The sequence below is a fragment of the uncultured Campylobacter sp. genome (assembly GCF_938030145.1).
In the GTDB taxonomy this organism is placed as follows: domain Bacteria; phylum Campylobacterota; class Campylobacteria; order Campylobacterales; family Campylobacteraceae; genus Campylobacter_B.
Genome location: NZ_CALHGM010000007.1, coordinates 23,295 through 35,768, shown reverse-complemented (window position 1 = coordinate 35,768; position 12,474 = coordinate 23,295). Strand labels below are relative to the sequence as shown.

Sequence of the window (12,474 nt, the reverse complement as noted above, 5' to 3'; positions counted from 1 at the left end):
GCAAGTTGAAATTTACAAAAGGCGGTTGAAATTACGGATAAAATTTAAAGAAGATTTATGGTGCCCGAGGTCGGAATCGAACCGACACGAGGTCGCCCTCGCCAGATTTTGAGTCTGGTGCGTCTACCAATTTCACCACTCGGGCATTTTAAAAAGTTATGATTTTATAAATTTAAAAGAGAAAAGCCCCGAAGACGGGGCTTGGAGCAAGAAAATTATTTTTTCTTCTTGCCTTTTGCAGCTGCAACAGCCTCTTTTAGCTGTTTGCCAACTTTAAATTTTACTACTTTAGTAGCAGGAGATTTGTAAGTTCTGTTTGTGCCAGGAACTTTACCCTCGCGAGCTGCACGCTCTGCGATGCCGAAAGATCCGAAGCCGATGAAGCTTATGTCATCACCTTTTACTAAAAGCTCTTTGATAGCTTCAAGTGCAGAATCTACTACCTTAACGGTATCTTTTTTAGAAAGACCTGCCTTCTCGGCAACTACTTGGATAAAATCAGCTTTTTTCATGCTAATCCTTTAAAATAAAGTGGTTTCGGCGGTATTCTACAATAGTTTCGCAAAAAATACAATAGTTTTTTAAGAAAAAAACGCAAAAATCGGCAAAATTTAGCCGAATTTAGCCCAAATTCGTCAATTTTTCAGATTTTGCTTCTTGGAATTTCAAAATTTCGCCATATTTTTGGGGCTGATTTTTGAAATTTCACCAGATTTCAAAAAATTTCAAAATTTTACCCATCCGCGCTTCATTTTTATAAAATTTCGCCCAAATTTGCCGCTTTAAAATATATAAACTATATTTTGTTATAATCCGCGCAAAATTTCAAAGGCTTTTTTATGACTAAAATTTTAATGATAGAGGACGATTTAGAACTCGCCGAAATTTTAAGCGAATATCTGCAACAATACGATATCGATATCACCGTCGCGGACGATCCGTTTTTGGGGCTTTCTAAGTTAAATTTAGAAAATTTCAACCTCGTGATTTTAGATCTCACGCTTCCTGGGATGGACGGGCTTGAGGTCTGCAAAGAGATCCGTAAAAACACCGATATACCGATCATAATATCAAGTGCCCGCCACGATCTGACCGATAAGATCAACGCTTTTGACTTCGGCGCGGACGATTATCTGCCAAAGCCCTATAATCCACAAGAGCTTTTAGCGCGCATCAAACGTCACATCGAGCGCTACGATATAAACTCCATCCAGCGCGCCGCAAAGCCCAAAAAAGACCTCGAAGTGGATGATTTCCGCCACGTTATCAGCTTCAAAGGACAGCCCCTGTCGCTCACCATCGCCGAATACGACGTGCTTTCGTATCTCATCAAGAAGGAAGGCGGCGCGATCACCCGCGAGGAGCTCATCTACAACTGTAGCTCCATAAGCGAGGAATCCTCGAGCAAAAGCATCGACGTCATCATCGGTCGCATCCGCCTAAAGCTCGGCGAAACATCCAAGGCACCCAGCTACATCCACGCTATCCGCGGCGTAGGCTATAAGCTGATACAATGAGCGCACTTGCGTCCGGCGGGCGGCGCGATAGAATTTAGCCGCTCGCGGCTCTAAATTTAATAGACACTCGCGCGGCGAAACTGAAATCGCAAGTCGGTCCGCGCGATTTTGCCGTTTAAATTTAAGATGCCGCAACTGAAGCGTTAAAATTTTACGATAAAATTTTGTAGTTATAAATTTGGCGTGCGATTTTAAATGGGCGTGAAATTTCATCGTTGTAAATTTCGGCAAAATTCGGCGCTACGGGCAAGAACGAGCCATAAAAAACAGAGCCCAGGGCAGCGGGAAGAGGCAAATTTTAAAATTTAAAGCGCCGTGGCTGTTAAATTTAAAAGCGCCCTGCTTTGCGGTGAAATTTTAAAATTTACGCGCCGCGCCTTTAAGATGCGCCGTAAATTTAAAGCAGGGCAAGCCGGTTCCGCGCGCTAAAGCAAAGCAAGCCAGCGGCTTCAAAGCTTTGAAATTTTAAAAATTTAAGGATCATATAAATTTAATGAAAGTAAGATCGTCGATTTTTTACACCATCACGTTCATCTTCGCGCTCGCCGCTGTGGGTGTTTCGCTCGCTCTGCTCTGGCTCATCGGCTACGATCAGCAAAACTACACCCGCGAGCTAAACTCCAAATACTCCATCGTTGCGCGCGCGAACCTATATCAGATGAGCAAGCTCATCAGCGATGTCGAATACGACCGTCAGGTCGCGAATTTCGAGTTTTCGACCATACGCGATGAAGCCAAACGCGATGAGATCATCAAAGGCGCCGAAATTTTAGACAGCATCTCCGCAGACATCGGCTCTGCAGACATCTTGCTGTTTAAGCGCAAGCACTACTTAAAAATCACGCACGCTGGCGAGACGCGGCTTTTAAATGACAAGGAGTATCAGCCCTACCGCTACGATATTTTCAAAGCGATCTACGGCGTCATTTTGGTGATCATCCTGCTTGCGTATATCTTCATCATCCGCAAAATTCGTCCTCTTCGCAAGCTTAAGCGCCAGATCGATAAATTTGCTAAAGGCGATCTTCAGATCAAGGACGTAAGCGTAGGAAACGACGAAATTTCCGAGGTTTCGCACGCATTTTACGAGGCGGTCACGCAGATAAATAAGCTTAACGAATCGCGCCATCTTTTTTTGCGAAACATAATGCACGAGCTCAAAACCCCCATCACAAAGGGTCGCATCGCCGTCGAGATGATCGAGCACGGTAAAAATCAGGAGCGTCTCATCTCGGTCTTTGAGCGGCTGGAAAGCCTAATCAACGAATTTGCGGCGGTCGAGCGCGCGACTGCGGGCACGGCGCTAGTCGAACGCGGAATTTTTTCAATGGATGAAATTTTAAAAGAAGCGCTTAGTATCGCGATGATCGAGCCCGGCTGTGTAACGCTGCAAAATCCGCTAGGACTAAGCTTAAACGTAGATCTGAAGCTCTTTTGCGTCGCGGTGAAAAATTTAATCGACAACGCCGTAAAATACGCCGCAGACGGTAAAATTTTAATCCGCCTAAATGCCGAAACGATGGACTTCATAACGCTCGGCGAGCCGCTACAGAAGGACTTTAGCTACTACAAAGAGGCCTTCGTCAAGGGCACGAACGCTAAGCAAAGCTTCGGCCTAGGGCTCTACATCGTCGATAATATAGCCAAAGCGCACGGGCTAAAATTCCTCTACCGCAGGCAGGACGAGCTAAACGTATTTTATTTTGAGGGGATCGAAAATATAGCGACGTTATGAAATTTAAGCACATTTTTTATATTATTGCTCCAAAAATTCGAAACGAGAAGATGCGAAATTTTATATTTTTAGCGCTATTTTTAACCGCGACCATATTTTTTCTACCTCGCGGCGTGCAAGCCGAGAGCTTTATCACCGACGAGGAGTACGGCGCGATGCTGTATAAAAACCCGCGCGGCGTGGGCTGCGATAAGTGCCACGGCGAAAAGGGTGAGGGCTCGCTAATCGTAAAGTATAAAGAATTTAACCGCACCTCGGGCGCCTACTACGAGCGCGCCCTAAACGCGCCGCCGATCAATAATCTCTCGCTTCAGGAGCTCGCCGACGGGATCAGCAGCTCGCGCGACGTGATGCCAAGCTACTTCCTGACGCAAAACGAGATCATCATCATCTACAAATATATAAAATCGATAAATCAACCAAAAAAGAAGGAGAAAAAATGAATAATCACGACGAATTTTTAGCAGCACAAAAACTTATCCCGGGCGGCGTCGATTCGCCGGTGCGAGCATTCGGCAACGTAGGCAGTGAGCCTTTTATGGTGGATCGCGGCGAGGGCTCGTATATATACGACGTCGAGGGTAAAAAATATCTCGACTTCGTGCAGAGCTGGGGTCCGCTCATCTTCGGTCACGCAGATGCCTACATTGAGCGCGCCGTCGTGCAAACCGCCAAAAAGGGGCTAAGCTTCGGCGCATCCAGCCCGCTTGAGACGCAGCTCGCCTCGCTGGTGCTAAAAAATTTCGATTTCCTAGATAAGATCCGCTTTACCAGCAGCGGCACGGAAGCTACGATGAGCGCGATCCGTCTTGCGCGCGCCTTTAGCGGACGGGATAAAATTTTAAAATTTGAGGGCTGCTACCACGGTCATAGCGACAGCCTGCTCGTCAAAGCGGGCAGCGGCGCAAGCACCTTCGGTAACGCAAGCAGCGCGGGCGTGCCACAGGATGTCGCGAAAAACACCTACCTAGCCAGATACAACGACATACAAAGCGTAAAGGACGTCCTAGCGCAAAACGACATCGGCACGATCATCATTGAGCCTATCGCGGGGAATATGGGCTTGGTGCCGGCGGATCCCGAATTTTTAACCGAGCTTCGCGCGCTGTGCGACGAGAAAAAGATCGTGCTGATAATCGACGAGGTAATGAGCGGCTTTCGCGCGAGCGAGCTAGGCAGCTACGGCATCTACGGCGTCCGCGGCGATCTGGTAACCTTCGGCAAGGTCATTGGCGGCGGTATGAGCGTGGCGGCGTTTGCGGGCAAGCGCGAAATTATGGATATGATAAGCCCGCTAGGAGCGGTGTATCAAGCGGGCACGCTAAGCGGAAACCCCGTCGCAATGGCTGCGGGCATCGCCAGCCTAAGTAAAATTTACGCTAGCAGCGGCCTTTACGAAAGGCTCGGCGAGCTTGCCCGCAGACTTACGGACGGGCTTTGCGCCATAGCAAATCGCCGTGGCATCGCGCTACAAACCGCCTGCGTCGGCTCGATGTTCGGTTACTTTTTCGCAGACGAAGAGGTGCGCGACTATGACGGCGCTTTGCGGGCAGACACCGCGCGCTTTGCTAAATTTCACGGCGAGATGATTAAGCGCGGCGTATTTTTAGCACCTAGTCAGTTTGAGACGGGCTTTATCTGCGCCACAATGAACGAAACGCAGATCGACTTTGCGCTAAACGCCGCGGATGAAGCGATGGCGGCGCTTTAAGGGCTGCATTTTAAAATTTTACGGATTTTAGATGAGAGTAACGAAAAATTTAAACAAAATCGTAAAGGGCGCCTGCGACATCAGCCTGGGCATCTCGATCGTCGTAGCGATCGGCATCGGAGTAGCGATCGGACTTGGGCTGCGGCATCTCACGGGCTCACTGCTTCTGCTCTGGTTCGGCATCGCTATCGGCATCGCGGCGGCGTTTCTGAACGTTTACCGCGCGTGCAAGGCGCTAAATTCGAGCTTAAAAGAGCTTGAAAACGATCCGAAATACAAGGCGGATCCGAAAAATTTCGACGACGACGAATTGGATGAGCGGGATTGAGTAGGCGGTTTTTGCTCATATACTGCGCGCTAAACGCGGCATTTGCCCTGCTTGGGCTAGCGCTTTGCGGCGGCGGATTTTTCGGCTCGGGCTCTTTCGGCGTGCGGGCGCTTGCCTGGCTTCTCAGCTTGGAGGCCGGATTTTTGGGCGCATTCGGCGCGGTATATTTTTCGTTTCGCGCTTACCGCAACAAAATAGAAGATGAACTCAGGGCCGGCAAATACGATGAAATTTTACAGCAAAGCTCCAAAAATTCCGCCGGTTTTATAAGCGGCGAAACTTCCGCCTGCGATATAAATTCCGCAAGCTGCGGCGGCAAAAACCAAGGCAGCATAGGCGGCGGCGATAAAATTTTATATAGCAAAATTTGCGACGGCGAAATTTTAAAGAGAGAAAGCTTTAGCGATCTAAATTTAGGCGCCGAAATTTTAAACACTCAAAATTCCGAAGGCACGGTAAATTTCACAAACGGCGAGACCCGTATCGAAAACAATGACAACTACGCCCTGCACGACGAAACCGCCGCCGAGCGTGTCGCAGACTCCGCCGCTGATATAAATTTTACTCGCAGCTCAAATTTAGACGCCGAGTACGGCAGAGCTTCCGCTGGCGAGCGCGACGTAAATTCTACGAAGAGCGACGACAAAACCTCCGCTTGCGACGCGACCGCTTTAGGACATGCCACCGATAAATTTAATATGAATGTCAGCGCGACTTGCAGCGACTCATACGACGGCATAAACGACGAAGCTAGCGATAGTTCGCAAGGCGGCATAGGCGAGCGTTGCGACGACTTGAAAAATGCAGCGAGCAGCGATCTGGGCGACGGCGCAGATCGCAACAATCGTAGCGATAGCACAGGTAACGGTGAGCTAGGTGTCGCCGCGCGCGATGGATCGAATGATAATTTCGACGGCGCGGACGGCAGCATTGATGGTTGGGATGATGAGCGCAAAAGAGGCGAGATTCGGAGCAATTTCGCGGGGGCGTTTTTCTCTCCGTTTAAAATTTTGTCCTACGCGGCGCTCGTGGCGGCGATCTACCTGCTTGCCAAGCTGTCCTTGCTAAACCCGCTAGCGATTATCTTGGGCGTTGCGATCATTCCTCTGGGAACGATGATCGTTGCTTTCGGCGGCAAAGAGGCGCGCTAAACTCAAACAGCGCGAGCAAACGCTTTAAATTTTAAAATTTAGCTTCAGCGGGATTGAGCGCAGATCGGCGCAGGATAAAGTCGCGTACAACTCCTGTAGTGCGAGCTGCGCCACAGACACCGCGCGTTTCGGCACGTACCAGGGCGAGCTAAATTTATAAAATTTACGCCGCGCATCTTTAGACTTCTGCGTAAATTTAAACCGCTCATTGCAAGCCGTAGAAATTTTACCGGCATTTCTCGCGTAATTCTAAAACTAAATTTAACCGCCGCGAATTGCAATTCAGCGCGAAATTCTTATCTATATTTAATTAAATTTTAGCTACCATTACGCAAAATTTGAGGAAAAATTATGAATTATGATACCTTGAAAAAAATCTTTTTTCGATTCGATCCAGAAACCGCTCACAAGATCGCAGAATTCGGACTTCGCGCGCTCTATGCGACCCCGGGCGGGCTTGAGGCTTTGGCAAAATTCGGCGTTTATAAAGATGAAATTTTAACTCAAAATATATGGAATCTAAGTTTCGATAACCCCGTAGGTATCGCGGGCGGCTTCGACAAAAACGCCACGATGATCGCACCGCTGGCCGCTCTCGGCTTCGGACACATCGATTTTGGCACCTTTACGCCGCGTCCTCAAAGCGGCAACGAAAAGCCGCGACTTTTTCGCCTCGTTAGCGAGCAGAGCATCCAAAACGCAATGGGCTTTAACAACGAAGGCGCCGATATTATCGAGCATCGCGTGCGAAAAATTTATCCTTTTGTAATCCCGATCGCCGCAAATATCGGCAAAAATAAGGCCACTCCGAACGAGGATGCGCTGAGCGATTATGAAGCCTTAGGTCGTAAATTTAACGGGCTGTGCGATTTTTTCATCATCAACGTAAGCTCGCCGAACACCCCGAATCTGCGCGCTTTGCAAGAAAACAGCTTCATAAGCGAGCTGATCGGGGCGATGAAAAAGATCACGAACAGGCCGCTCGTCTTAAAGCTGGCGCCCGATATGAGCGCGGATCAGGCGATCGCGCTGTGCGAGTGCGCGGTGCAAAGCGGCGCAAGCGGCATCATCATAAACAACACGAGCGTTGATTATTCGCTAAGTCCCAACGCTAGGGACTTCGGCGGCCTAAGCGGCAGACTGATCACCGAAAAATCGCGCGAGCTTTTCGCACAGGTCGCTCGCGAGCTCTTCGGCCGCACGGTCCTAATCAGCTGCGGCGGCATAGACAGCGCGCAGGAGGCCTACGAGCGCATCAAATCGGGCGCGAGCCTGGTTCAAATTTTTACCGCCTTTATCTTCAAGGGTCCGTTCGTCGCAAAATCGATCAACGAGGGACTCGCGGAGCTTCTGCGCGCAGACGGCTTCAATAACATAAGCGAGGCGGTCGGGGTAAATTTAAAAGATCGCGCGGGCGAAGGATACGGCGCGAGAGGCGATCAGGCCGAAAATCGCGACAACGGCGCGGATTTGCGCGCTTGCGAAGACAAAGAGGCGGAAACTAAAACGGATGAAATTTCAAACGCGCCCGAGAGCAAGGATGCGGACGAAATTTCAAACGACAGCAAAAGCGAAATATCGAGTGCCCAAGCCGATAAAATTCCCGCCGCTAAAACAGATGAAATTCTGAGCGCTCAAACAAACTCAATCTCTGAATCAGACGAAAATTCTAGCGCTTCGGCAAATTTAAACGCCTTGGTAAGCGCAGATACCGCGACGGATCAAAGCTCAGCCGAGCAAAGTAGCGCGGAGAACAAAATTTCCGAGGTTAAAAATACAAAACGAAGCAGCGCAAAAAGCGAAAATTTAGAGGCTAAAAGCACAAGGCAAAGCAGCGTCGATGAGAAGCAGGATAAAATTTCAAAAAGGGCTTCCAAAAGCGATGCGAATCAAAAGCGAAGTCAAATTTCAAAAAGCGGCGCAGGTTCCAGGCGCGGTAAAATCTCAAAGGACGCTACGCAAAAAGACGCCGTGCAGAAGGATACTCCGCAGGATAATGACGCCGCGCAGGATAACGTCTCGCAAAAGAAGGACGCTGCAGCTAAAAATCTCTCGCAAAGCGGCGCAAAAAGCGAGAATTTAGAGACTAAAGACATAAAACAAAGTGTCGCGGCAAGCAAAACCGCCAAAACAAAAACCGCATCTAAAAATAAAACCGCGATCAAAGCCGCGTCAAAAAACGACATAGAAAGCAAAAATTCTAAAACTAAAGCCGCGCCAAAAAATAGCGCGGAAAGCAAAAGCTTAAAAGCCAAAAACGCAAAACAAAGCGGCGCAAAAACTAAAAATGCCGAGGCCAAAGAGGCCAAAGAAGCGAGCGGCGCCCAAGACGCGGAGCAAAACTCAAGTAAAAAACGAAAGGCGAAAAAAGATTAATGTTTCCAAAATTTAAGAAAATCACGCTACAAAACGGGCTTCAAATTTATCACATCCCGATGAATAAAGGCAGCGGCGTCATAAGCGTGGACGTGTTTTACAACGTCGGCTCGCGCGACGAGACGATGGGCAAAAGCGGCATTGCGCACATGCTGGAGCATCTAAATTTTAAATCCACGAAAAATCGCAAGGCGGGCGAGTTCGACGCGATCGTAAAGGGATTCGGCGGCGTGAACAACGCAAGCACGGGCTTTGATTACACGCACTACTTCATCAAGTGCGCGAGCTCAAATTTAGAGGTCTGCTTGGATCTTTACGCCGACATTATGCAAAACTTAAGCCTCAAAGACAAAGAATTTCAGCCCGAGCGTAAGGTCGTGCTCGAGGAGCGACTGTGGCGCACCGATAACGATCCGTTCGGATACCTATTTTTCAGGCTCTACAACGCCGCGTTTTTGTACCACCCGTATCACTGGACGCCGATCGGCTTTCGCAAGGATATCGAAAACTGGAGCATCAAAGATATCAAGGAATTTCACGCTAAATTTTATCAGCCGCAAAACGCCGTACTGCTGATCACCGGCGACATCGGCGAAAAGGCGGCGTTTGATGCGGCTAAAAAATACTTCGCGCCCGTAAAAAACAAGGGCGAAATTCCGTGCCTTCACTGCACCGAGCCCGCGCAAGACGGCGAGAAGCTTAGCGTTATTTATAAAAACAGTGAGGCGCAAATCGTAGCGGTCGCCTTTAAAATTCCGCCGTTTAACCATCCTGACGCCGCGGCGATTAAAGCGATGGATATATATCTTAGCGGCGGCAAGAGCTCGCTTTTACAGCGCGTGCTGGTCGATGAGAAAAAGCTCGCCAATCAGATCAACATCTACGATATGAGCGCCAAGGATGAGAATTTATTTATAGTCTTTGCCGTTTGCAACCAGGGCGTAAGCGGCGAGGCGCTGAGAGATGAAATTCTAGCGCTGATCGAAAAAGCCAAAAAAGCTAAAATAAGCGACGATGATATGTTAAAGATCAAAAACACCCTAAGCGGCGATCTGATCTACTCCCTCGACAGCGCCAGCAAGGTAGCTCAGATGTATGGCAGCTACATCGTCCGCGGCGATCTGGACGCGCTATTTAGGCTGGAGTGCGAGATCAAAAGTCTCGATAAAAGCGCGGTTAAAAAAGCGATGAAAACCTATCTAAGCCTTAAAAGCTCCACGAGCATTATCTTACGAAAGGAAAACGATGAATAAAAATGTCATAATCGGCTCTATGACGGCGCTGATCACGCCTTTTAAAGAGGGCAAACTGGACGAGCAGACCTACGCTAAGCTCATCAAAAGACAGATCGCAAACGGCATAAGCGCGGTCATACCCGTAGGCACCACGGGCGAGAGCGCGACGCTGACGCACGACGAGCACCGCGTCTGTATCGAAATCGCCGTAGATGCGTGTAAGGGCACGGACGTCAAGGTACTAGCGGGCGCGGGCAGTAATGCAACTCACGAAGCGATCGGGCTAGCGCAGTTTGCGCAGGCTCACGGCGCGGACGGAATTTTATCTGTAGCGCCCTACTACAACAAACCCACCCAAAAAGGACTCTATCTGCACTACAAGGCGATCGCGAGCTCGGTAGATCTGCCGGTGTTGCTCTACAATGTCCCCGGTCGCACCGGCTGCGACATAGCCGCAGATACGATCATCAAGCTTTTTAACGACTGCGAAAACATCTACGGCGTCAAAGAAGCAAGCGGCAGCATCGATAAATGCGTAGATCTACTCGCGCACGAGCCGCGCCTTAGCGTGCTTAGCGGCGAGGATGCAATCAACTATCCGATCCTAAGCAACGGCGGCAAGGGCGTGATCTCCGTTACGGCAAATTTACTGCCCGATTACACGGCGAAGCTAACGAAATTTGCGCTGCAAAATGAGTTTTTAAAAGCCAAGCAGATCAACGACGATCTCTACGCGATCAATAAAATTTTATTCTGCGAGAGCAATCCGATCCCGATCAAAGCGGCGATGTATATCGCGGGCCTCGCGCCGAGCTTAGAGTACCGCTTGCCGCTTTGCGAGCCGAGCGCGGAAAACCTCAAAAAAATAGAAAACGTAATGAAACAATACACTATCAAAGGATTTTAATTGACGAACGAATTTAAAGGAAAAACGCTAGTTATCAGCGGCGGCACTAGAGGCATAGGCAGGGCGATAGTTTTGGAATTCGCAGCTGCGGGGGCAAATATCGCTTTTACGTATAATTCCAACGAGGAGCTAGCGACTTCACAAGCAGCCGAGCTTGAGAAGGCTTACGGCATCAAGGCGCGCGCTTATGCGCTCAATATCTTAGAGCCAGAGACCTACAAGGAGCTCTTTGTCAAGATCGACGAGGATTTTGCGCGAGTGGATTTTTTCATCTCAAACGCCATCATCTCGGGTCGCGCGGTCGCGGGCGGATACACTAAATTTATGAGGCTAAAGCCGCGCGGCATCAACAATATCTTTACCGCGACGGTAAATGCCTTCGTCGTGGGCGCACAAGAAGCCGCAAAACGCATGGAAGCGGTAGGCGGCGGCTCGATCATCTCGCTTAGCTCCACGGGAAATTTAGTCTATATCGAAAACTACGCGGGTCACGGCACGGCGAAAGCCGCAGTTGAGGCGATGGCGCGCTACGCCGCGACCGAGCTCGGCGAAAAAAACATCCGCGTAAACGTCGTTAGCGGCGGACCGATCGAAACGGACGCGCTACGAGCTTTCACCAACTACGAAGAGGTACGCGACAAAACCGCCGAACTTAGCCCGCTAGGACGCATGGGACAGCCGGAGGATCTGGCGGGAGCATGTTTATTTCTATGTTCGAGCAAGGCTAGCTGGGTGACGGGGCACACCTTCATAGTCGACGGCGGAACGACCTTTAAATAATGCTAAATTTACCCAATATTTTAGCGAGCTTTCGCGTTGCGCTGGCGCCGCTGTTTTTCTGGCTGATCTTACTAGCAGGCCATGCAAACGGCGACATGGTAGGCTCGGTGCACGTAAGCTGGATCGATTATTTCGCCGCGCTAGTCTTCGTAATCGCCTCCGTCACGGACTTTTTCGACGGATACATCGCGCGCTCTTGGAACCAGAAGACCAAGCTAGGCGCCATCATCGATCCGCTCGCTGATAAGATGCTGACGCTTGCGGGCTTTTTAGGGCTTATGTTTATCGGGCGCGCTAGCCCGTGGGCGATCTATCTGATCCTAATCCGCGAGTTTTTCATCACTGGTCTTCGCGTGGCGATGGCGGGCGACGGCGTAGAGGTCGCCGCGTCGATGGCTGGCAAGGTAAAGACAGTCTTTCAGATGATCGCTATCGGCTGGCTAACGATGCAGTGGCCCTATGCAAACGCCCTACTCTGGATCGCGGTTGCGCTGACGCTATATTCGGGCTTTGAATACGTCGCAGCGTATGCTAAGGCTACGAAAAAGAGTTAGAATTTCGGCTATATATGGCTTTCGTAGTTAAAGAAAAAATCGGCGAAGAAAATGCAAGAAAGCATGATCTCGACAAAGCTCAAAAGGATATTAGAGATAAAATTTCCAAATGCGATTGTCTCTTTGCTGTAAAAACAATGGATAACGGACTACAGAGCTTCATCACAAGATGCTAGAACT

General features: G+C 49.4%; 12 protein-coding genes, 1 tRNA gene and 1 pseudogene. 12 read left to right on the top strand and 2 right to left on the bottom strand.

The window, feature by feature from the left end:
• Window positions 1-58: 58 nt before the first annotated feature.
• Together Q0323_RS01055 and Q0323_RS01050 are read right to left on the bottom strand one after the other, a co-directional pair.
• Window positions 59-145, bottom strand: a tRNA-Leu gene (locus Q0323_RS01055).
• A gap of 70 nt (window positions 146-215) precedes the next feature.
• Window positions 216-512, bottom strand: coding sequence for an HU family DNA-binding protein (locus Q0323_RS01050; protein ID WP_177389243.1), 297 nt, complete (start codon window positions 510-512; stop codon window positions 216-218).
• A 327-nt stretch (window positions 513-839) separates the two neighbouring features.
• Here Q0323_RS01050 and Q0323_RS01045 point away from each other — a divergent pair, with 327 nt between their 5' ends.
• From Q0323_RS01045 to Q0323_RS00990, 12 genes and pseudogenes are all read left to right on the top strand, one after another.
• Window positions 840-1,517: a response regulator transcription factor gene (locus Q0323_RS01045; protein ID WP_005870247.1), complete on the top strand. Its 678-nt coding sequence runs from the start codon at window positions 840-842 to the stop codon at window positions 1,515-1,517.
• Between the two features lie 493 nt (window positions 1,518-2,010).
• Window positions 2,011-3,252 (top strand): ArsS family sensor histidine kinase, encoded by a 1,242-nt coding sequence (locus Q0323_RS01040; protein WP_298050644.1) that lies wholly within the window; start codon window positions 2,011-2,013, stop codon window positions 3,250-3,252.
• A 50-nt stretch (window positions 3,253-3,302) separates the two neighbouring features.
• Window positions 3,303-3,695: a cytochrome C oxidase subunit III gene (locus Q0323_RS01035; RefSeq protein WP_298050643.1), complete on the top strand. Its 393-nt coding sequence runs from the start codon at window positions 3,303-3,305 to the stop codon at window positions 3,693-3,695.
• Entirely contained in the window at window positions 3,692-4,963 is a 1,272-nt protein-coding gene (gene hemL, locus Q0323_RS01030; protein ID WP_298050641.1) for a glutamate-1-semialdehyde 2,1-aminomutase, read from the top strand. The genes Q0323_RS01035 and hemL overlap by 4 nt, the downstream gene beginning before the upstream one ends.
• A gap of 31 nt (window positions 4,964-4,994) precedes the next feature.
• Window positions 4,995-5,291, top strand: coding sequence for an AtpZ/AtpI family protein (locus tag Q0323_RS01025; protein ID WP_298050639.1), 297 nt, complete (start codon window positions 4,995-4,997; stop codon window positions 5,289-5,291).
• A gap of 11 nt (window positions 5,292-5,302) precedes the next feature.
• The gene (locus Q0323_RS01020) at window positions 5,303-6,442 is read left to right on the top strand and encodes a hypothetical protein (protein WP_298050638.1); all 1,140 of its coding nucleotides are present in this window, start codon (window positions 5,303-5,305) and stop codon (window positions 6,440-6,442) included.
• Window positions 6,443-6,793: 351 nt separating this feature from the next.
• Window positions 6,794-7,846: pseudogene (locus Q0323_RS01015) on the top strand (quinone-dependent dihydroorotate dehydrogenase); the annotation flags it as partial.
• Window positions 7,847-8,817: 971 nt separating this feature from the next.
• Complete coding sequence (locus Q0323_RS01010) at window positions 8,818-10,071, top strand: pitrilysin family protein (protein WP_298050636.1); 1,254 nt, start codon at window positions 8,818-8,820, stop codon at window positions 10,069-10,071.
• On the top strand, window positions 10,064-10,960 hold the full coding sequence (gene dapA, locus Q0323_RS01005; RefSeq protein ID WP_298050634.1) for a 4-hydroxy-tetrahydrodipicolinate synthase: 897 nt from the start codon (window positions 10,064-10,066) through the stop codon (window positions 10,958-10,960). The genes Q0323_RS01010 and dapA overlap by 8 nt, the downstream gene beginning before the upstream one ends.
• Window positions 10,961-11,740 (top strand): enoyl-ACP reductase, encoded by a 780-nt coding sequence (locus tag Q0323_RS01000; protein ID WP_298050632.1) that lies wholly within the window; start codon window positions 10,961-10,963, stop codon window positions 11,738-11,740.
• Window positions 11,737-12,294 carry a CDP-diacylglycerol--glycerol-3-phosphate 3-phosphatidyltransferase gene (pgsA, locus tag Q0323_RS00995; protein WP_297918971.1) on the top strand — a complete coding sequence of 186 codons (558 nt, stop codon included), beginning with the start codon at window positions 11,737-11,739 and terminating at the stop codon, window positions 12,292-12,294. The genes Q0323_RS01000 and pgsA overlap by 4 nt, the downstream gene beginning before the upstream one ends.
• A 14-nt stretch (window positions 12,295-12,308) precedes the next feature.
• Window positions 12,309-12,470, top strand: coding sequence for a hypothetical protein (locus Q0323_RS00990; RefSeq protein ID WP_298050630.1), 162 nt, complete (start codon window positions 12,309-12,311; stop codon window positions 12,468-12,470).
• Window positions 12,471-12,474: the final 4 nt, after the last annotated feature.